The organism is Streptomyces sp. 1114.5, from assembly GCF_003635085.1.
GTDB lineage: Bacteria > Actinomycetota > Actinomycetes > Streptomycetales > Streptomycetaceae > Kitasatospora.
In genome coordinates this window covers 1,032,323-1,056,577 of record NZ_RBXE01000002.1, presented here as the reverse complement: position 1 = coordinate 1,056,577, position 24,255 = coordinate 1,032,323, and the positions used below count along the sequence as shown (strand labels likewise).

Annotated in this window: 23 protein-coding genes; 9 read left to right on the top strand and 14 right to left on the bottom strand. The window is 74.0% G+C overall.

The genetic code is table 11. The features are described from left to right. Window positions 1–58 precede the first annotated feature (58 nt). Window positions 59–1,432 (bottom strand): cytochrome P450, encoded by a 1,374-nt coding sequence (locus BX285_RS27925; protein ID WP_121178607.1) that lies wholly within the window; start codon window positions 1,430–1,432, stop codon window positions 59–61. Between the two features lie 103 nt (window positions 1,433–1,535). Then, window positions 1,536–2,603, bottom strand: coding sequence for an RNA ligase (ATP) (locus BX285_RS27920; protein ID WP_097235371.1), 1,068 nt, complete (start codon window positions 2,601–2,603; stop codon window positions 1,536–1,538). A gap of 372 nt (window positions 2,604–2,975) precedes the next feature. On the opposite strand from BX285_RS27920, the gene modA reads away from it, so the two are divergent. The 3 genes from modA (at window position 2,976) to BX285_RS27905 (ending at window position 6,068) form a co-directional block, all read left to right on the top strand. Next, the gene (gene modA, locus BX285_RS27915; protein ID WP_097235372.1) at window positions 2,976–3,848 is read left to right on the top strand and encodes a molybdate ABC transporter substrate-binding protein; all 873 of its coding nucleotides are present in this window, start codon (window positions 2,976–2,978) and stop codon (window positions 3,846–3,848) included. A 137-nt stretch (window positions 3,849–3,985) separates the two neighbouring features. Further along, window positions 3,986–4,792 carry an ABC transporter permease gene (locus BX285_RS27910; protein ID WP_097239856.1) on the top strand — a complete coding sequence of 269 codons (807 nt, stop codon included), beginning with the start codon at window positions 3,986–3,988 and terminating at the stop codon, window positions 4,790–4,792. A gap of 199 nt (window positions 4,793–4,991) precedes the next feature. Further along, window positions 4,992–6,068: an ABC transporter ATP-binding protein gene (locus tag BX285_RS27905; protein ID WP_121179049.1), complete on the top strand. Its 1,077-nt coding sequence runs from the start codon at window positions 4,992–4,994 to the stop codon at window positions 6,066–6,068. Between the two features lie 89 nt (window positions 6,069–6,157). On the opposite strand, the gene BX285_RS27900 is transcribed toward BX285_RS27905, so the two are convergent. Continuing rightward, the gene (locus BX285_RS27900; RefSeq protein WP_121179048.1) at window positions 6,158–6,817 is read right to left on the bottom strand and encodes a response regulator transcription factor; all 660 of its coding nucleotides are present in this window, start codon (window positions 6,815–6,817) and stop codon (window positions 6,158–6,160) included. 80 nt (window positions 6,818–6,897) lie between these two features. Next, window positions 6,898–8,226 carry a sensor histidine kinase gene (locus tag BX285_RS27895; RefSeq protein ID WP_310794243.1) on the bottom strand — a complete coding sequence of 443 codons (1,329 nt, stop codon included), beginning with the start codon at window positions 8,224–8,226 and terminating at the stop codon, window positions 6,898–6,900. Between the two features lie 188 nt (window positions 8,227–8,414). On the opposite strand from BX285_RS27895, the gene BX285_RS27890 reads away from it, so the two are divergent. From BX285_RS27890 to BX285_RS27880, 3 genes are read left to right on the top strand one after another with little or no spacing between them, the layout of a single operon-like run. Then, the gene (locus BX285_RS27890; RefSeq protein ID WP_097239860.1) at window positions 8,415–9,332 is read left to right on the top strand and encodes an ABC transporter ATP-binding protein; all 918 of its coding nucleotides are present in this window, start codon (window positions 8,415–8,417) and stop codon (window positions 9,330–9,332) included. Beyond that, window positions 9,329–10,132 (top strand): ABC transporter permease, encoded by an 804-nt coding sequence (locus BX285_RS27885; RefSeq protein ID WP_121178606.1) that lies wholly within the window; start codon window positions 9,329–9,331, stop codon window positions 10,130–10,132. The genes BX285_RS27890 and BX285_RS27885 overlap by 4 nt, the downstream gene beginning before the upstream one ends. A 17-nt stretch (window positions 10,133–10,149) precedes the next feature. Continuing rightward, entirely contained in the window at window positions 10,150–10,911 is a 762-nt protein-coding gene (locus tag BX285_RS27880; RefSeq protein ID WP_147465241.1) for an ABC transporter permease, read from the top strand. A gap of 116 nt (window positions 10,912–11,027) precedes the next feature. Here BX285_RS27880 and BX285_RS27875 read toward each other — a convergent pair whose 3' ends face one another. Both BX285_RS27875 and BX285_RS27870 read right to left on the bottom strand, forming a co-directional pair. Further along, window positions 11,028–11,714, bottom strand: a complete 687-nt coding sequence (locus tag BX285_RS27875) for an aminoacyl-tRNA hydrolase (RefSeq protein WP_097235375.1) — start codon at window positions 11,712–11,714, stop codon at window positions 11,028–11,030. Between the two features lie 221 nt (window positions 11,715–11,935). Then, window positions 11,936–12,865, bottom strand: coding sequence for a hypothetical protein (locus tag BX285_RS27870; protein ID WP_121178604.1), 930 nt, complete (start codon window positions 12,863–12,865; stop codon window positions 11,936–11,938). Between the two features lie 124 nt (window positions 12,866–12,989). Here BX285_RS27870 and BX285_RS27865 point away from each other — a divergent pair, with 124 nt between their 5' ends. Both BX285_RS27865 and BX285_RS27860 read left to right on the top strand, forming a co-directional pair. Next, window positions 12,990–13,361, top strand: coding sequence for a YbjQ family protein (locus BX285_RS27865; protein ID WP_097235377.1), 372 nt, complete (start codon window positions 12,990–12,992; stop codon window positions 13,359–13,361). A gap of 91 nt (window positions 13,362–13,452) precedes the next feature. Beyond that, the gene (locus BX285_RS27860) at window positions 13,453–14,550 is read left to right on the top strand and encodes an NAD(P)-binding domain-containing protein (RefSeq protein ID WP_183107239.1); all 1,098 of its coding nucleotides are present in this window, start codon (window positions 13,453–13,455) and stop codon (window positions 14,548–14,550) included. A 28-nt stretch (window positions 14,551–14,578) separates the two neighbouring features. Here the strand turns inward: BX285_RS27860 and paaE are convergent, their stop codons facing one another. The 8 genes from paaE to BX285_RS27820 all read right to left on the bottom strand — a co-directional run bounded on the left by paaE (window position 14,579) and on the right by BX285_RS27820 (window position 23,159). Further along, window positions 14,579–15,709 (bottom strand): 1,2-phenylacetyl-CoA epoxidase subunit PaaE, encoded by a 1,131-nt coding sequence (paaE, locus tag BX285_RS27855; RefSeq protein ID WP_121178602.1) that lies wholly within the window; start codon window positions 15,707–15,709, stop codon window positions 14,579–14,581. After that, window positions 15,710–16,219, bottom strand: a complete 510-nt coding sequence (paaD, locus tag BX285_RS27850) for a 1,2-phenylacetyl-CoA epoxidase subunit PaaD (protein WP_097239861.1) — start codon at window positions 16,217–16,219, stop codon at window positions 15,710–15,712. A 119-nt stretch (window positions 16,220–16,338) separates the two neighbouring features. Next, window positions 16,339–17,295 (bottom strand): 1,2-phenylacetyl-CoA epoxidase subunit PaaC, encoded by a 957-nt coding sequence (gene paaC, locus BX285_RS37985; protein WP_121178600.1) that lies wholly within the window; start codon window positions 17,293–17,295, stop codon window positions 16,339–16,341. Between the two features lie 13 nt (window positions 17,296–17,308). Beyond that, entirely contained in the window at window positions 17,309–17,602 is a 294-nt protein-coding gene (gene paaB, locus BX285_RS27840; RefSeq protein ID WP_030056311.1) for a 1,2-phenylacetyl-CoA epoxidase subunit PaaB, read from the bottom strand. Further along, window positions 17,599–18,648: a 1,2-phenylacetyl-CoA epoxidase subunit PaaA gene (paaA, locus tag BX285_RS27835; RefSeq protein WP_398901294.1), complete on the bottom strand. Its 1,050-nt coding sequence runs from the start codon at window positions 18,646–18,648 to the stop codon at window positions 17,599–17,601. The genes paaB and paaA overlap by 4 nt, the downstream gene beginning before the upstream one ends. Window positions 18,649–18,924: 276 nt before the next feature. Then, a complete protein-coding gene (locus BX285_RS27830) occupies window positions 18,925–20,172 on the bottom strand; it encodes a M20 family metallopeptidase (RefSeq protein WP_218893067.1) in 1,248 nt (415 codons plus the stop codon). Between the two features lie 975 nt (window positions 20,173–21,147). Further along, window positions 21,148–21,807: a response regulator transcription factor gene (locus tag BX285_RS27825; protein ID WP_121178598.1), complete on the bottom strand. Its 660-nt coding sequence runs from the start codon at window positions 21,805–21,807 to the stop codon at window positions 21,148–21,150. Then, a complete protein-coding gene (locus BX285_RS27820; protein WP_259470814.1) occupies window positions 21,804–23,159 on the bottom strand; it encodes a sensor histidine kinase in 1,356 nt (451 codons plus the stop codon). Before BX285_RS27820 ends, BX285_RS27825 begins: the two co-directional genes overlap by 4 nt. Window positions 23,160–23,358: 199 nt before the next feature. Between BX285_RS27820 and BX285_RS27815 the strand changes: the two genes are divergently transcribed. After that, window positions 23,359–24,174: a class I SAM-dependent methyltransferase gene (locus BX285_RS27815; RefSeq protein WP_121178596.1), complete on the top strand. Its 816-nt coding sequence runs from the start codon at window positions 23,359–23,361 to the stop codon at window positions 24,172–24,174. Window positions 24,175–24,255: the final 81 nt, after the last annotated feature.

Genomic DNA, 24,255 nt, shown 5'->3' with positions numbered 1-24,255 from the left:
CTCACAGACCGGCCGCGTCCGGCGTCACAGGCCGGGTACCTCCGCCGTCACAGACGGGTTACACGCCCTCCGCGTCCGGCGTCACCCGGATCCGCATCGGGCTCGCCGCCCGCAGAGTGATCCCCTGGGCGAGCGCCACCCGACCGTCCACCGCTTCCAGGTCGAAGTCCCGCAGCAGCACCCCCAGGGTCAGCACCGCCTCCAGCATCGAGAAGTGCTGCCCGATGCACGCCCGCGGCCCGCCCCCGAAGGGGAACCAGGCGTAGCGGTGCCGGGCCTTCTCCTCCTCCGGCAGGAAGCGGTCCGGGTCGAAGCGCTCCGGGTCCGCCCAGTGCTCGGGGTGCCGGTGGGTGACCAGTGGCGCCACCACGACCTGCGCGCCCGCCGGGATGACGTACCCGTCGATGACCGTCTCGGCGACCGCCCGCCGGCCGACCAGCGACGCCGCCGGGTAGAGCCGCATCGCCTCCTTCAGCACCCGGGTGAGGTACGGAAGCGCCTCCAGGTCCGCCGCCGTCGGCGCCCGCCCGGCCAGGACGGAGCGCGCCTCCTCCCGGGCGAGCTTGCGGTGTCCGGGGTGCTTGGCCAGCAGGTGCAGCGCGAAGGCCAGCGAGGTCGCCGTGGTCTCGTGCCCGGCGAGCAGGAACACCAGGACCTGGTCCCGGAGTTCGGCCGGATCCAGCCGCTCGCCGTCCTCCCCGCGCGCCCGCCCGAGCAGGGTGAGCAGGTCGTCCGCGTCCTCGTCGCCGCCCCCGCTCGCGGCGCGCTCGGCGATGATCCGGTCGCAGACCTCGTACAGTGCCCGCTGCGCCGCCAGGCCGCGCCGGTTGCCCGGCGTCGGCCAGGTGCGCGGGATGCGGACCGGGGAGAAGCCGCGTTCCTTGATGTACTCGCCGAGCGCGGGGAAGCTGTCGTTCACCACCTCCACCGCCTCCTCCACGTCCGCGCCGAAGAGGATCCGTGCGACCGTCCGCAGCGCGAACCGCGACGTCTCCTCCGCCGCGTCCACCACCCCGCCCGGCGTCGCCCGCCAGCGCTCGGCGAGCGACTGCACCTCCCGGGCGATGGCGTCCGCGTAGCCGTCCACCCGGCGGCGGGTGAACAGCGGCTGGACCAGCCGGCGTTGGCGCTGGTAGTCGCCGTCCTGGCTGGTCAGCAGCCCGTTGCCGACGCTGGTCCGCAGCTCGTCGTAGAAGGCGTTCTCCTTGCGGAAGTTGGCCGCCTCGCCGCCCAACACCTGCTGGACGCCCTCCGGGGAGAACACCGCGTAGAAGTCGGCCCGCAGTCCGGGCGGACCGGCCTGGAACCGCACGACGTCCCCGTGGTCGCGCCGGGCCGCGAGGTAGGTGCGCAGCGGACGGCGAGTGAGGTCGAACAGCGATCCGACCAGCGGATTGCCGGCCGGTCCGGGTACGGCGGTCTCGGTGGCCATGGACGACTCCTTCGGCAGGGGATGCACACCGCCGACTCTACTGACGGGTAGTCATTGCCGGAAGAAGTGTGTCCCCCTCGCACGGCGGCGCGCGGCGCCCGGCCTACTCGTACTCGGTGCCGCCCTTGCGGGTCAGGTAGGCGTCGCTGACCACCTTGGCGATCGCCCGCCCGCCGAGCACCGGGCTCCAGCGCTCGGTCACCGGCCGCACCACCACGCCTTCGCGCAGGTGGAGTTCGCGCCCGGACAGGGTCTCCTTGCCCTGGGCGTGCCCCAGCACGGCCTCCGGGTCGAACGGCCCGCGCCACAGCTCGGGCACCAACGGCAGCTCGCCGTCCAGCAGTTCGGCCGCGGGCAGCCAGCTCAGCCGCCCGTCCACGACGGCCGACACGTCGAAGGCCGCGTAGCCGGGCCGCTCGGTGCGCGCGGAGGCGCCGTAGCCGAGGTCCTGCACGCCCTCGCCGAAGACCTCGCCGAAGATGCCGACCCGCTCGGCGCCGAGGCGCTGCGCCAGCCGGGCCGCCACCGCCGGGATGTCGTACGCACGCACCGCGCGCCAGTAGAGGTTGCGTTCGTCCTCGACCAGCGCCAGCCCCTGCGCGCCGATCCCCTTGGACGACACCTGCACCTCGCCGGTGGCGGCGGTGTACGTCATCAGGCAGCAACTGCCGTGCAGCTTCTCGGTCAGCACGACGGGCTCGCCCGGCTCGAAGACGTCGGGGTAGCGCTTGAGGTTCTCGATGTCGACCCAGGGCAGCAGCTCCGGGGCGCTGACGGCGACGCCGCTCATCGAGGTCGGCACCGGTGGCTGCCACTTGACCACCCCGAGCAGCTCGGCGAAGTCCTCGCCGCGCTCGGCCGCGACGGCCAGGTCGGTGCCGGCGAGCGCGGCGGGCCGGCAGACGATGCCCTGGGACAGCTCGCCGCGCAGCCGTACCGCCTTCACCCGGTTCGCCAGGGATCCGGCCAGCTTGCCGGTCAGGCCCAGCTCCTCGATCAACTCCTCGGGGAGGACGGACTGTTCGGGGATGTAGATCGCGTGCTCTCCGGTCCGGTACACGCCCTTGGCGACCACCGCCCGGTAGAGTCCGACCTGGGCGAGCTCCAGAGCATCGGCGTTCGGGTGCTCCAGGACGGTCAGCTTCTCGGCGGTGACGCGCAGCGTGGACATGGACGGACTCCTCCCCTTGGCTCGGCCGGGCCGGCGCACCTGCCGCGGCCAGGCCGGATGTACGGACCGGCCCCACTCTGACCGCTCGACCGCCCCCGGCGCGAAGCATTTTCTGCACGCCCCTACCGCGCATCTGCGCCCCGCCATGCACTGGCACGCCTCCCCGCGCGCCCGTCCCGCATCCGCCCGGTACCCACACCGCCGCCCCGTTTGAGCCATCCCACAGCAGGTCCGAGGCCCGTGACAACCCCCGCCTGTGCGAAGCGACAGAGGATTTATCGCTCGCATTTGCGGCACTATGATCGCCGTAATGCCCGCACCTGCGGCCACCCCCGCGCCCCTTCCGGCGCGCACCCTGGAGGGGAAGCACCGATGAGCTCCCGTACGACCGGCACCACCCGCAGACTCGCCGTCGCTGCCGCTGCGGCCCTCGCCCTCAGCCTCGGGGTCACCGCCTGCGGCAGCGACGGCGGAAAGTCCGGTTCCGCCGCCTCCAACGCACCCGCCTCCGCGAACGGCTCCGCGAACGCCTCGGCCCCCGCCGACGGCGGCAGCGGCGTTCCGAAGGCCAGCGGCGCCATCACCGTCTTCGCCGCCGCCTCGCTCAAGGAGACCTTCACCGAGCTCGGCAAGAAGTTCGAGGCCGCCAACCCGGGCACCAAGGTCACCTTCAACTTCGGTGGCAGCTCCAGCCTTGCGACCAGCATCAACTCCGGTGCCCCGGCGGACGTGTTCGCCGCCGCCAGCCCGGCCACCATGAAGACCGTCACCGACGCGGGCGGCGCGAGCGGCCAGCCGACGACCTTCGTCAGGAACACGCTCGCCATCGCCGTCCCCAAGGGCAACCCCAAGCACATCGCAGGCCTCAAGGACCTCACCGCCTCCGGCGTGAAGGTCGCGCTGTGCGCGAAGGAGGTGCCGTGCGGCGCCGCCGCCCAGACCGCACTCAAGGCCGCCGGCCTCGACCTCACCCCGGTCACCCTGGAGCAGGACGTCAAGGGTGCGCTCACCAAGGTCGAACTCGGCGAGGTCGACGCCTCGCTGGTGTACAAGACCGATGTGCAGGCCGATGCTGCGAAGATCGACGGTGTGGACTTCCCCGAGGCGGCCAAGGCCGTGAACGACTACCCGATCGCCGCGCTCGCCAAGGCACCGAACAAGGAGGGCGCCGCCGCCTTCGTCGCGTACGTCCAGTCGCCCGAGGCCAAGCAGGCGCTGACCGCAGCGGGCTTCCAGGCACCGTGAGCGACCGCACCACCGGCTCCGATCCCGACCACCCGGCCGACGGGGCTGCCCACGGGGCTGCCCACGGGCCGGTCGACGGTACAGCCGCCGGGACCACCGACGGGCCGACCGGCGGGGCGGCGGGGCTCACGAAGGTCCTGCCGCGCCGCCGGCCCCGCCCACGGGCACACCGCATCCCGGTCACCCTGCTGCTCCCGGCGCTGCTCGGGCTGGCGTTCCTGATCCTGCCGCTGGTCGGCCTGCTGATCCGGGCGCCCTGGAGCGCCCTGTCCGAACAGCTCACCAGCCCCGCTGTCTGGGACGCACTGCGCCTGTCGCTGATCAGCGCGACGGCGGCCACCGTCGTGTCACTGCTCCTCGGCGTCCCGCTGGCCTGGCTGCTCGCCCGGACCGAACTGCCGGGCCGGCGGGTGATCCGGGCGCTGGTCACCCTGCCGCTGGTGCTGCCGCCGGTGGTCGGCGGTGTGGCGCTGCTGCTGGTGCTCGGGCGGCGCGGCATCGTCGGGTCCTGGCTGGACTCGGCCTTCGGCATCACCCTGCCGTTCACCACCACGGGCGTGGTGATCGCCGAGGCCTTCGTGGCGATGCCGTTCCTGGTGATCAGCGTCGAGGGCGCGCTGCGGGCTGCCGACCCCCGCTTCGAGGAGGCGGCCGCGACCCTGGGCGCCTCCCGACTGACCGCGTTCCGGCGGGTCACCCTGCCGATGATCGCCCCGGGGATCGCCGCCGGAGCCGTCCTCGCCTGGGCCCGGGCGCTCGGCGAGTTCGGCGCCACGATCACCTTCGCGGGCAACTTCCCCGGCCGCACCCAGACCATGCCGCTGGCCGTCTACCTGGCCATGGAGTCCGATCCGGAGGCGGCGATCGCGCTGTCGCTGGTGCTGCTGGTGGTATCCGTCGCCGTACTGGTCGGCCTGCGCGACCGCTGGCTGTCCACCCCGTGACCGCCGCGACCGTGACCACGCCCGCGTGTACGACCGCGTCCGCGTGTACGACCGCACCTTCGTCGGTGGCCCCACCCTCGTCGGTGACCGCACCTTCGTCGGTGGCCCCACCCTCGTCGGTGACCGCACCTTCGTCGGTGACCGCACTCGCGCTCCCGCCCGCCCCCGGCACCCCCTCGGACACCTGGACGCCGACCCGATGAGCACCGAGAACACCACCGGCCACGCACTCGACGCCCGACTGCGAGTCGAACGCCCCGCATTCACCCTCGACCTCGCCCTCACCGCCGCCCCCGGCGAGGTGGTCGCGTTGCTCGGCCCCAACGGCGCCGGCAAATCCACCGCCCTGCGCGCCCTCGCCGGGCTGCTGCCCCTCACCGGCGGCCACCTGCGCCTGGACGGCCGCCTCCTGGAGGACCCGGAGCAGCGCGTGCACACCCCCGCCGAGGAGCGGCCGGTCGGCGTGGTGTTCCAGGACTACCTGCTGTTCCCGCACCTCAGCACGCTCGACAACGTGGCCTTCGGCCCGCGCTGCCAGGGCCGCCCCAAGCGCGCCGCCCGGGCCGAGGCGGCCGGCTGGCTGGAGCGGATGGGCCTGGCCGACCACGCCTCGGCCCGCCCCGGCCGGCTCTCCGGCGGTCAGGCCCAGCGGGTGGCACTGGCCCGGGCGCTCGCCGTGCGCCCCCGACTGCTCCTGCTGGACGAGCCGCTGGCCGCCCTGGACGCCCGCACCCGCCTCGACGTGCGGGCCCAACTACGGCGCCACCTGGCCGAGTTCGAGGCGGTGGCGGTACTGGTGACGCACGACCCGCTGGACGCGATGGTGCTGGCCGACCGGCTGGTGGTGATCGAGCACGGGATCGAGGTGCAGTCCGGCAGCCCGGCGGAGGTCGCCCGGCGGCCGCGCACCGACTACATCGCCCGCCTGGTCGGGCTGAACCTGTACCAGGGCCGGGCCGAGGGCACGCAGGTCACGCTCCCGGACGGCACCGTCCTGGCCACCGCCGAGGAGTTGGACGGGCCGGCGTTCGTCGCCTTCCCGCCCTCCGCCGTGACCCTCTACCGCGAGCGCCCGCAGTCCAGCGCGCGCAACCTGTGGAAGGCCGAGGTCACCGGCCTGGACCTGCACGGCGACCGGATCCGCGCCGACCTGTCCGGCGAGCTGCCGATGGCCGCCGACCTCACCCCGGCGGCGGTCGCGGAGCTGGGGCTGGCGCCCGGAGCGGCGGTCTGGGCCTCGGTCAAGGCCACCCAGACCCACGCCTACCCGGCCTGAGCCCCGTCCGGCCCACCCGCCCGTCCGCTCTCGCAACCGACCGAGCACCCGCCCGCCCGGCTCCCCGGCGCACGGCCCCTGACCGGGTCCTACTCCGACGGCTCGACGAACCCCGATTCGTACGCGGCGATCACCGCCTGGGTACGGTCCCGCGCACCCAGCTTCGCCAGCACGCTGCTGACGTGCGTCTTCACCGTCTGCACGCCGAGGAACAGCCGTTCGGCGATCTCTCCGTTGCTGAGGCCGCGCGCGATCAGCCGCAGCACCTCCGCCTCGCGTTCGGTCAGTGCCGCCCGTTCCATGGCGGCGCGGGCAGTCAGGTTGCCGTGCCCGGCAGCCAGGCGGCGGATCGCGGCCGGGAACAACAGCGACTCCCCCGCCGCCACCAGCCGTACCGCCTGGGCGATCTCGGCCGGGCGGGAGCGCTTGAGCAGGAAGCCGTCGGCGCCCGCACGCAGCGCCTGGTAGACGTAGTCGTCGTTCTCGAAGGTGGTCACGACCAGGATCCGCGGCGGACGCTCCCCGGGGGCGCCGGGACGCAGCAGCTCGCGGGTGGCCGCCAGGCCGTCCATCACCGGCATCCGGACGTCCATCAGCACGACGTGCGGCCGCAGTTCGCGCGCCCGGGCGACCGCCTCCGCGCCGTCGGCCGCCTCGCCGACCACCCGCAGGTCCCCCTGCGCCTGAAGGACGGCGCGCAAGCCGAACCGGACCAGCTCCTCGTCGTCGGCGAGCAGGATGTCCGTCATGCCCGCGCCCGCCGTGCCCGCGCCCGTGCCCGCCATGCCCGTTGCGCTCCCGGTCGGACCGTCCACCACAAGATCGTTCGTCACGAGCCCAAGCGTAGGGGCAGCCGCACGTTCAGCACCCACTCCCCGCTCCCGTCCTCCGCCGCCCCCGCCGTCGCCTCTCCGCCGAGCAGCGTGGCGCGCTCACGGATGCCGCGCAGGCCCTTGCCGCCCTTGCGCACCCCGCCCGAGCCCGGCCACGCGCTACCCGCGCCCGACCTCGCCCCGCCCGAGCCCGGCCACGTCCCGCCCGCCGGGGGCCGGTTCCCGCCGCCCGGCAGCCGGTTGGCGCAGCGCAGCTCCAACTGCCCCGCCCGTACGGCGATCCGGACACCGACGGGCTCGCCGGGTGCGTACTTGAGCGCGTTGGTGACCCCCTCCTGGACGATCCGGTACGACTCGCGGGAGAGCACTCCAGGCAGCACGTCGGCGGACGCCTCGATCCGCGCCTCGACCGGGCTGCCGGCCGCGCGGGCGGTGTCGAACAGCGCGGGCAGCTGGTCGATTCCGGGCTGTTCGGTGGCCACGGAGTTCGCCCCGGCGGGGGTCTCGCGCAGCAGGACGAGGGTGCGTTCGAGGTCGTCCATGGCCTGGCGCCCGGTCTCCTCGATGACTTCGAGCGCCTTGGCGACGAAGGCCTGGTCGCCGACCTCGCGGGCCGCACCGGCCTGAATGACCGTCACTGTCAATGCGTGGCCGATGGAATCGTGCAGCTCACGGGCCAACCGGTTGCGCTCCAGCAGCCGTTCGGCCCGCAACTCCGCCTCCGCCAGCCGCTCCGCCGGGGACGGGCTCAGCAGCCGTACGGCCATGGCGAGTTGGAGGCGTCTGGCGGCCACCACCAGCCAGCCGTAGCCGAACAGTGCCACCGGCAGGAGCAGGAGGTAGTGCTGCCCGCGGGGCCCCGCCAGCAGGCCGCCGCCGGCGTTGACGCCGAGCACGGTCGCCATCCCGACGGCCGACCCGAGCGCGACCCGGCCGATCAGCCAGAGCGCGGTGCGCCACCGGTCGGCCCAGCCGCGGGAGGAGTCGGCGGCGATGTCCTGCTCGCGGTCGGGCACCAGCAGCAGCCGGGCCTGGATCCCCTCCGCCCGCCGGGTCGCCGGGATGAGCGCTGCGAGCATCAGCAGGACGGAGTCCACGGCGACGCACTCCGCCACGATCCGGGTGAGCGTCAGCCCGTACGTCCCGGGATAGACCAGCAGGACGACGCCCATGAAGATCCATCCGACCAAGAGGTGCAGCAGACGCGCGTAGGTGGCGCCGGCCAGCAGCGGCGCGAGGATCCTGGGCACGGCGATCCTGGGCACGGCGATCCTGGGCACGGCGATCTTGGGCACGGCGATCTTGGGCACGGCGATCTTGGGCACCGCGCCATCCTGCCAGTTCGTCGGCGGTTCCCGGCTCCCGCCCCGGGTGCGGGCACGCTCCCTCCCGAGAGGGAGGCGGCTCCACTCCCCTGCGGGATCCGCCGGTGGGCCCGCTGCGGTCGAATGTGACCACCGGCCGGAACCGCCGGCAGCAGCGCACCACCGAACGATCCGAAGGGAGCACGGCCGTGATCGAGATCCAGGGCCTGACCAAGGAGTACGACGACCGGCGTGCCGTCGACGACCTCTCCTTCGAGGTCCGACCCGGCGTGGTGACCGGCTTCCTCGGCCCGAACGGCGCCGGCAAGAGCACCACCATGCGCCTGGTCCTCGGCCTCGACCGCCCGACCGCCGGACGCGCCCTGGTCGGCGGCCGCCCGTACACCGAACTCGCCGACCCGCTGCGGCAGGTGGGCGCGCTGCTGGATGCCCAGGCCCTGCACGGTGGGCGCACCGCGCACGGCCATCTGCGCTGGCTCGCCGCGAGCAACGGGCTGTCGAAGCGCCGGGTGGACGAGGTGCTCGCCCAGGTCGGCCTGAGCGAGGCGGCCGGACGCCGGATCCGCACCTTCTCGCTCGGCATGCGCCAGCGCCTCGGGGTGGCCGCCGCGCTGCTCGGAGACCCGCCGGTCCTGATGCTGGACGAGCCGGTGAACGGCCTGGACCCGGAGGGCATCCGCTGGATCCGCACCCTGCTGCGCGAACTCGCGGCCGAGGGACGGGCGGTGCTGGTCTCCTCCCACCTGATGACCGAAATGTCCCTCACCGCCGACCACTTGGTGGTGATCGGACGCGGCCGGCTGCTCGCCGACGCCGCCACCTCCGAGTTCATCGACCGCCACGGCCGCACCCGGGTCCGCGTCCGGGCCGTCGACCCGACCAAACTCGCCGCCCTGCTCGGCGGCACCGGGCACGGCCTCGATGCCACCCGAGTCGACGGCGGCGCCTGGGAGGTGAGCGGTGCCGAGCCCGAGCGGATCGCCGCACTCGCCGCCGCCAACGGCGTGGTGCTGTACGAGATCGCCGTACGACAGGACTCACTGGAGGACGCGTTCATGCGGATGACCGCCGGCAGCGTCGAGTACCGGGCGGAGGCCGCCGCATGAGCACCCCGGCCGCCACCATCCCGACCCCTGTTCCAACCCCGGCCCACCAGGCGCCCACCGCCCGCTCCCTCACCGTCAACGCCCTTCGCGCCGAACGGATCAAGCTCACCACCCTGCGCTCGCTCTGGATCACCCCGCTGCTCGCACTCCTGCTCACCGCCGGGGTCACCACCCTCACCGGCGCGATCCTCCACGGCGCCGACCACAACCTCACCGACGACCCCAGCGTCGGCATCTTCTACGGGCTCAACTTCGGCCAGGCGGCGCTGGTGTGCTTCGGCATCCTGCTGATCGGCCAGGAGTTCAACACCCGCATGATCGACGTGTCGCTCACCGCCGTTCCGCGCCGCGGCCGGCTCTACGGCGCCAAGTTGGCGACCGGCGCGCTGGTCGCACTGCCGGTCGGTGCCCTCGGCACGGCGGGCGGCCTCGCCGGGTACGCGGCCACCGTCCCCGGCGCGTGGGACGGACCGGCCCTGGCGCGCAGCGTCATCGCCGGCGTGATCTACCAGATGCTGCTGGTGGTGCTCTGCCTCGGGGCGACCGCCCTGCTGGGCAACCTCACCGCCGCCATGGGGCTGCTGGTCCCGACGGTGTTCCTGCTCTCGCCGCTGCTCAGCGGCGTACCCGGGGTCCGCCGGCTGGTCCAGTTCCTGCCCGACCGGGCCGGCCAGTACGCACTGCGCTACGTCGACGACCCCCAGGTCGACTACGGCCACTGGACCGGGCTGCTCATCATGGCGCTCTGGACGGCCCTGGCGGCCTACGGCGGCCTGCGCGCCGTCCGGCGCACCAAGTGACCACGCAGGAACGAGAGATGGGAGAGACGATGAGCGGGACGGCTGCCGCCCTGCGTGCGGAGCGGATCAAGTTCACCACCCTGCCCTCGCAGTGGGCGGCCCCGCTGGTCGCCCTGGCCCTGACCGTCGGCGTCACGGCGGCCGTCAACGTCGCCTACGGGGCGAAGGACCACACCCCCGGCGAGGACCCGGCCGGCGGGATCTTCTACGGGCTCAACTTCGGCCACGTCGCGGTGGCCTGCATCGGAATCCTGCTCATCGGGCAGGAGTTCAACACCCGCATGATCGGCGGCTCACTCACCGCCGTCCCGCACCGCGGCCGGCTGTACGGCGCCAAGCTCGCGCTCGGCGCCGGGCTGGGCCTGCTGCTCGGACTGGCCTCCACGGCGGGATCGTTCCTGGCCGTCGACGCCACCGTCGGCCTCGACCTGTCCACCCCGGGCCTGACCCGCAGCTTCCTGGCCGGCGTGCTGTACCACCCGATGCTGGTGCTGCTCTGCCTCGGACTGACCGCGGTGCTGGGCAACTTCACTGCCGCGCTCGGCCTGCTGCCCCCGATGGTCTTCCTCGGCACCACCTTGCTGGCCGCCATCCCCGGCGTCCGCGACGCCGGCCAGTTCCTGCCCGACCGGGCCGGACTGTACGCGATGCGCACCCAGCCCGAACCGGGCGTCCACTACGGGCACTGGACCGGGCTGCTGATCATGGCGGCCTGGACGGCGCTCGCGGTCTGCGGGGGCCTGCGGGCGATACGGCGGTACGAGGTTCCCGGCGCCTAGCCGATGACGAGGAACGAGTGACAACCGACGGCTGACAGATGACAGTCGACAGATAACAGATTTCGAAATCTGTTATCTGTCGGCTGTTATCTGTTACCCGTCGGCCGCCCGCCGGGTCACCGCAGCGCCGGGTGCTCCGCGATCACGGTGCAGCTGCCCGGCGCGATCTCGGTGAAGCCCGCGTCCCGGACCACCGGCAGCCCGCTGCGGACGAGCTCCTCCCACGCCTCCGGCGAGGCCGTCCGCACGGCCAGCGCGAAGCCGGACTCGGCCCACTCCTTGCGCGCCGCCTCCTCCAGCCGCCACCACGCCAGCTGGGCGGCGTGCCCGGTCTGCGCCATCGTCTTGCCCGCGCTCATCTCCAGCTCCGGGTTGAGCCACAGCACCGGCACTCCCGGCTCGGGCGCGCCGACCTCGACGGTCTCCTCCAGATCCGTCCCGGAGACCTGCAGCTTGGCGAGCTCCTTCGGCCAGCCGTCCAGCGGAACCGGCGGGAACACGCGCACCTCCGCTTCCTGCCCCTGCACCGTGACGCCCGGCAGCTCGCCCGCCCGGCGCCACTCCCCGCCCCGGGCCCGGCGGACCACCTTGCGGATCCGGGCGTCCTCCCAGGCCGCGATCCGCTCCGCCCACTCGCCGTCCGCCTCGGTCACCCGCGGGTCGGCGAGCAGGGTCAGTACCGCCCGCGCCGAGGTCTCCAGCGCGTCCGTCCGCCCGGGCGGGGTGGCCCGCTCCACCCGCACGACCAGCGGCAGCACGTACTGCGGCAGCGCGTCACGCTCCTCGGCGGCCGGGGAGACCACGGCGCCGGAAGCGGCACCGGCGTCAGCGCCGGGAGTACCCGCGGGCGAGGGAACGGAAGCCGGGGAGACGGCGGACGGGGAGACGGAAGCCTGGTCATCGAACGGAGAAGTCACCCGTCCAGCATGCCAGCCCCGCCCCGCCCGCCACCGCCGGGGCCCGTCCGTCCCCAGCCCCGGCGCCCCAGCCCCAGCGCACCAGCCGCCAGCGTCCCGACGCCCGGTCAGCGCCGGTAGCCGCGCTGCGGGTCCCGCTCCTCCGCGTCCTCGTACATCAGGAACCAGCCCTCCGGGTGGGTGGCCGCCAGCAGCATCTCCGTCCGCTGCTCCGCGGCCAGTTCCGGATCGCCCTCGTCCGGCCCGTACACGCCGAACAGCTCGTCGTGGCAGCCGTCCCAGTCGTAGTCGTAGAGGTCGGCCGGGAGGTCGCCCATCATGTCCGCGACCGACTCGGGCTGCGCGCCGAGCAGCACCCGGGCGTCCACCAGTGCCATCCGCAGCGCGATCTCCTCGGCCAGGCAGCGCGGCAGCGGCCACTCGCCGAGCGCGAGGTCGTCGGCCAGGTCGTCGAAGGCCCGGGCCATGGTGCGGCGCCAGCCCCGGTGCAACCGCCAGGTGCGCTGGGGCAGCCGGGCGAAGACCGTCCAGTCCGTGTCCTCGCCGTCGACGACCGGATCGTCCCCGTGCTCGTCGAGGTCGTCGTAGGCGGCGTCGGCGAGGCCGAGCAGCTGGGCGTGGAGGAGGCAGGCGGTGCGCGGGGTGAGCGTCCAGTCCGCGCCCGCACCGCCGTCCTCGTCCTCGGCCTCCAGCGGGAACAGGTCGGCGAAGTCCGGGGTGAAGTCCTCGGTGACGCTGATCTCCAGGGTGCCGCCGATCGCCTCGACGCCGGGGATCGCGGCCACCAGCCGGTCCGGGTGCAGCAGCGCGCCGAGCGCCGCGTTGGCGTCCTCGGCGACCTCGCGCAGCAGTTCGCGACGCTGGCCCGCCGGGTCGATGCCCTCGAAGTCCAGTTCCTCTACGGCCCTGATCGCGGCCGCGCGCAGGGCCGGCCAGTCGGTGATCCGCAGGCCCAGCACCACCGTCGCCTCGATCTCCTGCGCACCGGAGTCCTCCGCCGCGCCCGGCCCCTGTGGATGATCGCTTCGCTCGCCCATGGGGCTACGGTACGGCCTTTCCGCCGCCCGATCACCGGTCCGGACCAGCTTCCGGGCGCCTTCTCGGCCATCGCCCGGCCCCGCCTCGGTCACTCGGACGCAGGACGTTGGCAGGATGAGCCGCATGGCTGACATCAATGAGTACGGCGGCGGGCAGGGCCCGAACGCCGACGTCCTGGTCGTGACCACCAATGACATCCCCGGCTTCCGGGTCGACCACGTGATCGGCGAGGTGTTCGGACTGACCGTCCGCAGCCGCCACCTCGGCAGCCAGATCGGCGCCGGCCTGAAGTCGCTGATCGGCGGCGAGCTGCGCGGTCTGACGAAGACCCTGGTCGAGAGCCGCAACGAGGCGATGCAGCGGCTGGTCGAGCAGACCAAGGCGCGCGGCGGCAACGCCGTCCTGATGATGCGCTTCGACGTCACGGAAGCGGCGGACGTCGGCACCGAGGTCTGCGCCTACGGCACCGCCGCGGTGATCTCCCCGATCGCCTGACGCCCCGCACCGCCGGCCCGGCCCTGCGCGGGAACAGTCACCGGACCCCCGATGTTTCACCTGCGTGACTGTTTACGGTGCAACGAACAGCGTGCCGCAGCGCGTGGACGTCCTGGTGGTGGGCGCCGGGCAGGCGGGCCTGTCCGCCGCCTACCACCTGCGCCGCCGCGGCTTCGCCCCCCACCGGTCGGACGCCGACGGCGGCTTCGTCGTGCTCGACGCCGCTCCCGGACCGGGCGGCGCCTGGGCACACCGCTCGCCGTCGCTGCGGATGGCCACCGTGCACGGCTTCCACGACCTCCCGGACGCCGAACTCCCGCCGCCCGACCCCGAGGCCCCAGCCCGCGAGGTGGTGCCGGGGTACTTCGCGGCGTACGAGGCCCGGCACGCGCTCCCGGTCGTACGCCCCGTCGTCGTGCGCGCCGTACGCGCCGAGTCGGAGCACCCGGGCTCCCGGCTGCTGGTCGAGACCGACCGCGGCACCTGGTCCACCCGCGCGCTGATCAACGCCACCGGCACCTGGACCCGCCCCTTCCTCCCGCACTACCCGGGCCACTTCGCCGGCCGGCAGCTGCACTACGCCGACTACCGCGGCCCCGAGGAGTTCGCCGGCCGGCGCGTCCTGGTGGTGGGCGGCGGCGCCTCGGCGATCCAGGTGCTGTCGGAGGTGGCGGCGGTCGGCCGGACGGTCTGGGTCACCCGCTCCGAACCCGTCTACCACGACGGGCCGTTCACCCCCGAGTACGGGCGCGCGGTGGTCGCCAAGGTCGAGGAGCGGGTCCGGCAGGGCCTGCCGGTGCGCAGCGTGGTGAGCGTGACCGGGCTCGGCCCGTCCGTCGCCTACCGGCGCGCCGAGGAGTTGGGCGCGCTGCACCGCCGGCCGATGTTCGACCGCCTCACCGAGCACGGAGTCGCCTGGGGCGAGGAGGAGCTGGCGGTGGACGCGATCGTCTGGGCCACCGGATTCCGGCCCGAGGTCGGCCACCTCGCCCCGCTCGGCCTGCGTTCCCCGGGCGGCGGCATCGCGCTCACCGGCACCCGGGCCACCGCCGATCCGCGCGTCCACCTGGTCGGCTACGGCCCGTCCGCCAGCACCGTCGGCGCCAACCGGGCCGGGCGCGCGGCCGTCAACGACCTGGTCGAACTCCTCGGAGTCCCGGCGCCGGCACCCGTCCCTGCGCTGCCGTGACGCCGCGGCGGCTCAGCAGTGAGGTGGCTCAGCGGTCGTAGTCGACGGTCACCCGGTCGGTGAGCGGGCGGGCCTGGCAGGTGAGGACGTAGCCGGCCGCCAGCTCCTTCTCCTCCAGCGCGAAGTTGCGGCGCATCTCCACCTCGCCCTCCGTGACGAGCGCGCGGCAGGTGCCGCAGACCCCGCCCTTGCAGGCGAACGGCAGGTCGGGGCGGGAGCGCTGGGCGCCGTCCAGGATCGAGCGGTCGCACGGGAGGGAGAGGGTGCTGCCGCGGCCGTCGAGGACGACGGTGACCTCGCTGTGCGCGCCGTCCGACGCGCCGTCGCGGTCCGTCCCGTCCCAGTCCTCGTCGCGCTCCGGGAGCGGCTCGTCCTCGGCGTGGAACAGTTCCTGGTGCACGCGCTCGGCCGGGACGTCCAGCTCGGCGAGCAGTTCCTTCGCCCCGGCGACCATGCCGAACGGGCCGCACAGCCACCAGTGCCCGACGCTCCCGACGTCCACCAGCGCCGCCAGCAGCGCCCGCACCCGCTCCGGGTCCAGGCGGCCGCTGAGCAGTTCGGCGTCCCTGGTCTCCCGGGAGAGCACGTGGACCAGCTGGAAGCGGCCGAGGTAGCGGTCCTTCAGGTCCGCCAGCTCGTCGGCGAACATCACGGTGTCGCTGCGGCGGTTGCCGTAGAGCAGGGTGACGGTGGAGCGGCGGTCGGCGGCCAGCACGGAGCCGGCGATCGACAGCATCGGGGTGATGCCGGAGCCGGCCGCGAGCAGCACGTGGTCGGCCGGGACGCCGAGTTCGGGGGTGAACAGGCCCGAGGGCGTCAGGACCTCCACCTCCTCGCCGGGCCGCGCCTCGCGCACCAGCCAGCGCGAGAACAGCCCGCCGGGCACCTCCCGGACGGCGATCCGCAGCGGACCGCCGACGGGGGCGCAGATCGAGTACGAGCGGCGCTCGTCGGCGCCGTCCACCAGCTTGCGCAGCGTCAGGGTCTGCCCGGGGCGGAAGGCGTACTCCTCCGCCAGCCCGTCCGGAACCGCGAAGGTCACCGCCACGGCGTCCTCGCAGAGCCGCTCCACCCGGTCGATCCGCAGCCGGTGGAAGGTGGGGCGGCGGGCGGGGCGGATGCCGGTGCCCTGGGTGTCGGCGGCGGAAGCGGCGGGCATTCAGATCTCCTTGACGCGTTCGAAGGGCTCCCGGCAGGCGCGGCATCGCCAGAGCGCCTTGCAGGCGGTGGAACCGAAGCGGGACAGCTCCTCCGTCTCCGTGGCACCGCACTGCGGGCAGGGCACGGGGGTCGCTGCTCCGGGGCGGGACGCGGCCCCGGTACTGGACGCGCGCTCGGCACCGGGCTCGGCGCGGGTCGGGCCGAGGGTGAGCGGGACGGGCCCGGTCGACCCGACGGCGGAGGTCGGGCGCGGCGGGGCGATGCCGGCCTCGGCGAGCTTGCGGCGGCCCGCCTCGGTGATCAGGTCGGTGGACCACGGCGGGTCCAGCCGCAGCCGTACCCGGACCTGCGGGTACCCGGCCGCCCGCAGCCGGCGGTCCACGTCGGCGGCCATCTCGGCGACGGCCGGGCACCCCGAGTAGGTCGGGGTCAGCCAGGCGGTGACCGCCCCGCCGGCGCCGTCCACGTCGATCCCGGCCAGCACGCCCAGGTCGGCCAGGGTGAGCATGGGCAGTTCCGGGTCCGGGACGGCCGCGGCGACCGCCCAGGCCAGGTCGCGGGTCGTCGGGCCCACCGGCTCCGCCGCCGCGCCGCCCGTCACCACGCCGCTCGGCGCCTCCTCGCCCGTCACCACGTCGCCCCCGGGTGCGCCCGGGCCACCACCTGGAGTTCGGCGAGCAGCAGGCCCAGGGCCTCGGTGTGCACGCCGTCCCGACCGGCCCGGCCGAGGACGGTGGCCAGCGGCGGAACGTCCGGCACGGCCAGCCCGGCCTCGGCGAGGACGGCGGAGAGCGCCTTCAGCACCGGTTCGCGCAGGGTCGCCGGGTCGACACCGACCCGCAGCTCCACCGGGTGCGCCGTGAACAGTTCCTCCAGCAGCGGCCAGACGGCGTCCAGGCCGGCCTGCATCCGCTCGGCGGAGTACGGCGTGCCGTCGCCGAGGCGCAGCGTCCAGGCGGTGGCGTACTCGCGGTGGTACGCCAGCTCCTTGACGCCGCGGGCGGCGACCGCCGCCAGCACCGGGTCGGGGTGCGCGCTCAGCGCCTCGTACAGGGCTCCGCGCGCGGTGGCGAACAGCAGCAGCCGGGCGACCGTGTGGGCGAAGTCGCCGTTCGGCGTCTCCACCAACCGGACGTTGCGGAACTCGTGGTCCTCACGCCAGTACGCCAGGTCGTCCTCGGTACGGCCGGAGCCGTCCGCCTGGCCGGCCCGGGTGAGCAGCAGGCGGGACTGGCCGAGCAGGTCGAGGCCGAGGTTGGCCAGCGCGACCTCCTCCTCCAGCTCCGGGGCCCGGGTGCACCACTCGATCAGCCGCTGGGCGAGGACCAGGGCATCGTCGCCCAGCATCAGGCAGTAGGCGGCGAGGTCGGCGCCGTCCAGGCCGGCGGGCAGGGTGGTGTCCACGCCGAGCAGCGGGTCGGCGAAGCCCGTCCCGTACGCCCAGCGGCCCTCGCCCTCGGGGCCGGGGGTGGCCTCGGCGAGGCTGAGGTAGACGTGGTCGTCGTGGTCCGTGTGCTCCGCGTGGTGGGCGTGTTCCGCGTGGTGGGCGCCGGCGGTGGTGGCGGTGTGGTCCTGGTCCTGCATGGCGGTTCCCCCGTCAGATGTGCGGGACATCCTCGGGGATGTCGTAGAAGGTCGGGTGGCGGTAGACCTTGTCGCCGCTGGGCTCGAAGAAGGGGTCGCGCTCGTCCGGAGTGGAGGCGGTGATCGCGTCCGAGCGGACCACCCAGAGGCTGACGCCCTCGTTGCGGCGGGTGTACAGGTCACGCGCGGCGAGCAGGGCCATCCGGTCGTCGGCCGCGTGCAGCGAGCCGACGTGGACGTGGTTCAGCCCGCGCCGGGGACGCACGAACACCTCGTACAGCGGCCATCCGGCCTTGGACTCGGTCACTTTCCGTTCTCCTGTTCGGTGACGTGCTGCTCGACGGCGTCCGCGTCCTGCCCGGCAGCGGCGGTGTCCTGCCCGGCAGCGGCGGCCTGCTGCTCGGCGGCGCGCTTGGCCGCGTAGGCGACGGCCGCCTCGCGGACCCAGGCGCCGTCCTCGTGGGCGGCGCGGCGGCGTTCGATCCGCTGGGCGTTGCAGGGGCCCTGGCCGCGGATGACCCGGTTCAGCTCGGACCAGTCCGGCTCGCCGAAGTCCCAGCCGCCGCGCTCCTCGTTCCAGCGCAGCTCGGGGTCGGGGAGCGTGACGCCCAGGTGCTCGGCCTGCGGGACGGTCATGTCGACGAAGCGCCGGCGCAGCTCGTCGTTGCTGTGCCGCTTGATCCGCCAGGCCATCGACCGGGCGGAGTTCGGCGAGTCGGCGTCCGAGGGGCCGAACATCATCAGCGACGGCCACCACCAGCGGTCCACGGCGTCCTGGACCATCCGGCGCTGGGCCTCGGTGCCGCGCATCAGCGTCATCAGGAGCTCGTAGCCCTGGCGCTGGTGGAAGGACTCCTCCTTGCAGATCCGCACCATCGCCCGGGCGTACGGGCCGTAGCTGCAGCGGCAGAGCGGGACCTGGTTGCAGATCGCCGCGCCGTCCACCAGCCAGCCGATCACGCCGACGTCGGCGAAGGTGAGGGTCGGGTAGTTGAAGATCGAGGAGTACTTCTGGCGGCCGGAGATCAGCTTCTCGGTGAGCTCGGCGCGGTCGATGCCCAGGGTCTCGGCAGCGGCGTAGAGGTAGAGGCCGTGGCCGGCCTCGTCCTGGGCCTTGGCGAGCAGGATGGCCTTGCGGCGCAGGGACGGGGCCCGGGTGAGCCAGTTGCCCTCGGGCTGCATGCCGATGATCTCGGAGTGGGCGTGCTGGGCGATCTGGCGGATCAGGGTGGCCCGGTAGGCGTCGGGCATCCAGTCCCTGGGCTCGATCCGCTGCTCGGCGGCGACTACCGCCTCGAACCGGTCCTCCGGCGTCTGCGCGGGGACCGCCTCGGCCACCTCTGCTGTCACCACGGCCACCTCTCGTGTCACTGCCGTTGCCGCTGCCACTGTCACTGCCGTGTCCGGCCCGGCCGATCCTTCAACCGACTGACCGTTCGGTCGGTACCATTCTGCGCGGCGGGGCGGAGGGATGGCAAGGCGCGGAGGCGGGTAACAGATAACAGCTGACAGATTTCGAAATCTGTCAGCTGCTATCTGTCATCTGTTACCTGTTCGCTGCTACCTGTTCGCCGTTATTCGTCCGCTGTCACCTGTTCGCTGCCGGTCGACCGCTTGCCCATCGTGCACTCACCCCTCCGCACGGTCACGCAGTCGTGGCAGCGGGACGGCGAGGAGCGCGGCCAGCAGGGCGACCCGGGGGCCGATCTGGTCCAGCCGGACGTACTCGTGCCGGGCGTGGGCGCCGGCACCGACTGCGCCGAAGCCGTCCAGGGTCGGAAGCCCACGGGAGCCCGGCAGGTTGGTGTCCCCCGCCCCACCCGCCGGGGCGCCGTCCAACTGCTGCCCGAGCACCGCGGCGAGCGAACGCACGTGCCGCAGCAGCGGATTGCCGGTCCGCTCGGGCCATGCCGGGCGGCTGGACAGCACCTCCGTCCGCACCCGGGCACCCGGACGCAGCGCGGTGAGCCGGGCGAGGTGATCGAGCGTACGGCGCTGCGCCTCGGCGGTGGCGAACCGCAGCCCGAGCTCGGCCTCGGCCCGGCCCGCGACCACGTTGGCCCGCGAACCCCCGCTGATCCGACCGGCGTTGAGCTCGGTACCCGGCTGGCCGGCCAGGCCGCGGACGAGGACCAGCTGGTCCACCAGCTCGTCGACCGCCGACACCCCGTCGTGGGCGTCGTTGCCCGCGTGCGCCTCGCGCCCGGTCACGGTGAGCCGGACCCTGGTGCTGCCGCGCCGCGCGGTCTTCAACCGGCCGTCGGGGTGCGGCGGTTCGAGGCCCAGTACGGCCACCGCGCCGCGCAGTTGGCGTTCGACCAGGCGCCGGCCGTCCGGGCTGCCGACCTCCTCGTCGGAAACCACGACCAGCCGCACGCTCCGGTGCGGCCGCTCCCCCAGATCGGCGAGCAGCGCCAATGCGCCTTCCAGGATGGCGAGTCCGCCCTTCATGTCGACCACGCCGGGGCCGGTGAGCCGGCCGTCCTGCTCGGCGACCGGCCAGTCCGCCAGGGTTCCGACCGGCCAGACGGTGTCGTGGTGGCCGACGATCAGCAGGTGCGGCAGGGACTCGTCCCTCCCCTCCCACTCCAGGACGAGGTGGTCCCCCGCCGGCCCGGGTTCGCGGCGGGCGGTGGCACCGGTGGCGCGGAAGCCGGCGGCCAACTCCTCGGCGAGGGCGTCGAGTCGGGGGGCGTCGCCGCTGGGCGACTCGATCCGGGCCAGGTCGGCGCAGCGGCGCCGGACGGCCCCGGCGAGGGTACGGGCGCGGGCGCTGAGCGCCTGCGGTAGACCGGGCAGCGCCGCGGTGACCGGAAGGTTCGTGACCGGAACGCTCGCGCCGGGGGCGACCGTCACTCTCGCCGCGGGTGTCTGCACGGTCGCCGGTTGCACCGCGGGCGACGTCATGGTCGCCGGTTGCACAGCAGGTGTCTTCACGGTCGCCGGTTGCACAGCAGGCGCCTTCACGGTCGCCGGTTGCACAGCAGGTGCCTTCACAGCGGGCGACTTCAGGGCGGGACCGTTCGCCATCGCGGAGTTCCCGGCGACAGCGTTCGCCTCGGTGGCAGCCGCGGCAAGGGCCTCCCCATCAGCGGCGGCGGGGACGGAGGCCTGGGCTCGGTCGGGTTCTGCGGCGGCACCCGGTGCCGCGGGCGACCCGACGATCTGGGGACTCAACGCTCGCCTCCGCGGCCGCCGCCGGTATTCAGCGGCCGGACCGGCCGACCGATCCCGCCCGGGTGCCAGGCCCGGCCGGATCGCACCGGTCGGCCGGGATGACCTGCGGTCCGCCCCTGCGGCCCGTCTGGCCCAAGTGTGGTGGAACGGCTGGGCGGCGTGCTTGGCATTGCGTCCTCCTCGCTCGATCCGGTGGCCCCGGTCCGCCCGGAGCCCCGTGGACGGCGGCCTCCTTGCGGTGGGCGCGTGGCCGAACCACCGCAGGGAAGCCGAGATGTGAGCCTAGAAGAACCGTTCGGTTTCCTGCGAGGTGGCCCTGCTCCCAACGTGCCGGTACGAGCCCGACCTCGGACACCCGTCGGGGAACGGCGACGGGCGCACGGCACGCGGGCCTGGATCGGCGCGCGGGCGCGGTCGCCGGATCGCGCCCATCTCCACCATGGACCCGCCGCCGGAGTTCGGCAGCGCAAACCGCCAAGGCACGGCAATTCCACGCCGGATGGGTGACATCGGCTCAACATGCGGTACGAACCGGGAGCACGCGACGGCTCAGGAAAGCCCGGCCATCGGACCGGCCTGACTCCGGGGGAACCTCCGGGGAACACCCGCGTGAACACGGGCCGGTGGGATGCCCCGACGAGCCCCGCCGTGCACCGTCGGACGCAAGCACGGCGCTCAGGCGCCGTCTCCGACCAATCCCGCATCGCGCGCCAGCAACGCGGCCTGGACCCGGTTGCCGACGCCGAGCCCGGTCAGGATCCGGCTGACGTGCGCCTTGACCGTACTCTCCCGCATCCCCAGCACGCCCGAGATCTCCGCGTTGGAGAGCCCGTCGGCGAGTTCGCGCAGTACGTCGGTCTCGCGCGGGGTGAGCCCGGCGACCCGGCCGCGGGCGGCGACCGACCTCGGCGCGCCGACCCGGTGGTACCGGTCGATCAGGCGTCGCGCCGCCGCCGGGTGCAGCATCCCCTGCCCGCCGGCGACGACGTGCACGGCCCTGGCGATCTCGGCGGGCGGGGTGTCCTTGAGCAGGAAGCCGTCGGCCCCAGCGGCGAGCGCCTGGTACACGTACTCGTCCAGGTCGAAGGTGGTGAGCGCGATGACCCTCGGGGCGTCCGGCAGTTCGCGCAGGCGCCGGGTCGCGGCGATGCCGTCGAGCCGGGGCATCCTGATGTCCATCAGCGCGACGTCGATCCGCCGGCTTCCGGCGAGTTCGACGGCCTGGAGGCCGTCCGCCGCCTCCGCGACAACGCTGAGCGCCGGGTCCTGGGCGAGCAGGTCGACCAGGCCGAGGCGGACCAGTGCGTCGTCGTCGACCACCATCGTTCGGATCATGGGACGTCCTTCGGCTGCTGTGGCGGCCGGCTCGGTCGCTCCGGCCCCTGCGGTCGTGGGGGCGGTCCACCGGTACCAGGCCTGGGCCCAGGCACCGCAGCCGTAGCCGGAGTCGGAGTCGGAGCCGCCACCGGCTCCGGTACCGGCCGCGGCAGGCGCTCCGACGCGGGTAAGCGAGCGGAGAGCCGGAAGCCACCGCTGCCGTCCGGGCCGGCGTCGAGGTGACCGCCGAGCGCCGCGACCCGCTCGCTCAGCCCCACCAGGCCGTATCCGCTGCCGCCGACCGGCTCCTCGGGAAGAGCCGCGCCCGGGCCGTTGCGCACCTCGACGGTGGTCGTCGGTGCCCCGTAGCCGACCCGGACGATGACGGGCGCGGCGGGAGCGTACTTGCGGGCGTTGGTCAACGCTTCCTGGACCAGGCGGTGCACGGCCAGGCGGTGGGTGGTCGGGACGGTCTCCGAGTCCCCGGAAAGGGCCAGTTCGACCTGCTGGCCGGCCTGGGTGGCCTCGTCGACGAGTTCGGTGAGGTCGCGCAGGGCGGGCGCCGGGACCGGAGCGGGCCCGCCGGACACCTCGGGCTCAGCCCCGGTGGCTCGGGCGTCATGCGTCGGCGGGTCGGCGCGCAGCGCTCCCAGGACGTCGCGCAGGTCGTCGAGCGAGCGGGCGGCGGTGGTGCGCAGCAGTTCGAGGCGGTGGGTGAGCCGGTCCTGGTCGGCGGCGAGGGTGCCGGCCCGGGCCTGGTCGCGCAGGACCCCGGCGTGCAGCACCAGCAGGCTGAGCCGGTGGGCCAGCACGTCGTGCATCTCCCGTGCGATCCGGCCGCGTTCGGCGGCCCTGGCCTGGTCGGCGCGCAGCTCGCGCTCACGGCGCAGTGCGTCGACCTGTTGATGGAGGGTGCGGATCAGGGCGCGTCTGCCGTGCAGCCACAGGCCGAAGGACAGGGTGGCGGCCTGGACGAGGAGTTGGGATCCGGTGGTACCGGCCCAGCCGACCAGCGACTCGGCGCCGGTCGCACTGCCCACCGCGATGACCGCGCCGCCCACGACCGCCGGGCCGGGGCGGCCGAGATGGGCGAGGTGGAAAACGCTGAACAGGCCGGGGAAGGCCCGGTTGAGCAGCCCGCCGGTGAGCACCGGCAGCACGGCGGAGGCGACGGGGCAGCGGCGTGCGAACAGCAGCGAGAGCGAGGCGAGCGCGGCCACCACCGTTCGCGGCACGCGCAGCGGCCCGTCGGAGTGCAGCCACTGGGCCAGGGCCTCCTCGGCGGTGAGGCCGAGCACGCCCAGCAGCAGCAAGGTGTCGGTCCACGGCCGGTGTTCAGGGCCGTACCAACCGAGCGGCATCCTGCGCATGGAACTCCTCCCTCCCTCGCTCCGCCCGTCGTTCGGACCGTCGTTCGGTCCGTCGTTCGGCCCATCGGGCTCGATGCTAGGGGCGGCCGGCTCCGGGGCGCCTCTGTCTTCCGGGTTCCGGCACCCTCGACTTTCGTCGGGGGCCGGCGCCGCTGACCGGCCGATTCCCGGCGCACCCGCGTTGCCTAGCGTCGACGGCATGACGAACGAACAGCTCCGACACCTCGCCGACTACCTTGTCCCGCAGCGCAGTTCACCCTACGGCGACGGCAGGGACCACCTGCTGTTCCTCGCCGAGGCCCTGCGCACCTTCCGTGACACCGGCGCGCTGGCCCCGAGCGGCGCCGATCTGGTGAACGCCCTCGTGGTGCCGGTCACCAGCCGCCCGAACCGTCCGATCTCGGTGCTGGAGGTCGGCGCCGGCACCGGTGTGGTGACCCGCCGGCTCGCCCAGATGCTGCGCCCGGGCGACCGCCTGCACGTCGTCGAGGCGAACCCGCGGTTCGCCGAACGGCTGCGGGAGGACCCGGTGCTGGCCGCGCGCCACCCGGGCGTCGGGCTGCGGCTGTCGGCCTGCCGGGTCGAGCAGCTGCCCGAGCAGTCCAGGCGATCCGGCGAGGCCGAGCAGTCCGGCCGGCCCGAGCAGTCCGGCGAGTCCTGGGAGCGGTACGACGTGATCGTGTCCGGGCTGCCGTTCACCAACTTCACGCCCGAGCAGGTCCGCGACATCCTCGATCTCCACCTGCGGCTGCTGGCCCCCGGCGGCGAGCTGACGTACTTCGGCTACCTGGGGACGACGACGGCCCGCACCCTCGTCTCGGGGCCCCGCCGCGGCGCCCGGCACCGGGCGGTGGTCCGGCTGCTGCGGCAGTTCGAGGCGGCGTACGGGCTCGGCGAGCGCACGGTGTGGCGCAACCTTCCGCCCGCCCGCGCGTACCTCCTCCGCTCCCACCAGCGCCCCGACGGGCTACCGGGCCGAACAGATGACAATCGACAGATTTCAACTTTCAGATAACAGACGACAGCGAACAGATTTTGAAATCTGTTCGCCGCCGTGCCATAGTGACACCCGGGCCACCCTGCCCACGCCCCGCCG

Coding starts and splice junctions, on each gene's coding strand:
- BX285_RS27925 (WP_121178607.1), bottom strand. CDS start 1,432: ATGGCCACCGAGACCGCCGTACCCGGACCGGCCGGCAATCCGCTGGTC.
- BX285_RS27920 (WP_097235371.1), bottom strand. CDS start 2,603: ATGTCCACGCTGCGCGTCACCGCCGAGAAGCTGACCGTCCTGGAGCAC.
- modA (WP_097235372.1), top strand. CDS start 2,976: ATGAGCTCCCGTACGACCGGCACCACCCGCAGACTCGCCGTCGCTGCC.
- BX285_RS27905 (WP_121179049.1), top strand. CDS start 4,992: ATGAGCACCGAGAACACCACCGGCCACGCACTCGACGCCCGACTGCGA.
- BX285_RS27900 (WP_121179048.1), bottom strand. CDS start 6,817: ATGACGGACATCCTGCTCGCCGACGACGAGGAGCTGGTCCGGTTCGGC.
- BX285_RS27885 (WP_121178606.1), top strand. CDS start 9,329: ATGAGCACCCCGGCCGCCACCATCCCGACCCCTGTTCCAACCCCGGCC.
- BX285_RS27880 (WP_147465241.1), top strand. CDS start 10,150: ATGGGAGAGACGATGAGCGGGACGGCTGCCGCCCTGCGTGCGGAGCGG.
- BX285_RS27870 (WP_121178604.1), bottom strand. CDS start 12,865: ATGGGCGAGCGAAGCGATCATCCACAGGGGCCGGGCGCGGCGGAGGAC.
- BX285_RS27865 (WP_097235377.1), top strand. CDS start 12,990: ATGGCTGACATCAATGAGTACGGCGGCGGGCAGGGCCCGAACGCCGAC.
- paaE (WP_121178602.1), bottom strand. CDS start 15,709: ATGCCCGCCGCTTCCGCCGCCGACACCCAGGGCACCGGCATCCGCCCC.
- paaD (WP_097239861.1), bottom strand. CDS start 16,219: ATGCTCACCCTGGCCGACCTGGGCGTGCTGGCCGGGATCGACGTGGAC.
- paaC (WP_121178600.1), bottom strand. CDS start 17,295: ATGCAGGACCAGGACCACACCGCCACCACCGCCGGCGCCCACCACGCG.
- BX285_RS27825 (WP_121178598.1), bottom strand. CDS start 21,807: ATGATCCGAACGATGGTGGTCGACGACGACGCACTGGTCCGCCTCGGC.
- BX285_RS27820 (WP_259470814.1), bottom strand. CDS start 23,159: ATGCGCAGGATGCCGCTCGGTTGGTACGGCCCTGAACACCGGCCGTGG.
- BX285_RS27815 (WP_121178596.1), top strand. CDS start 23,359: ATGACGAACGAACAGCTCCGACACCTCGCCGACTACCTTGTCCCGCAG.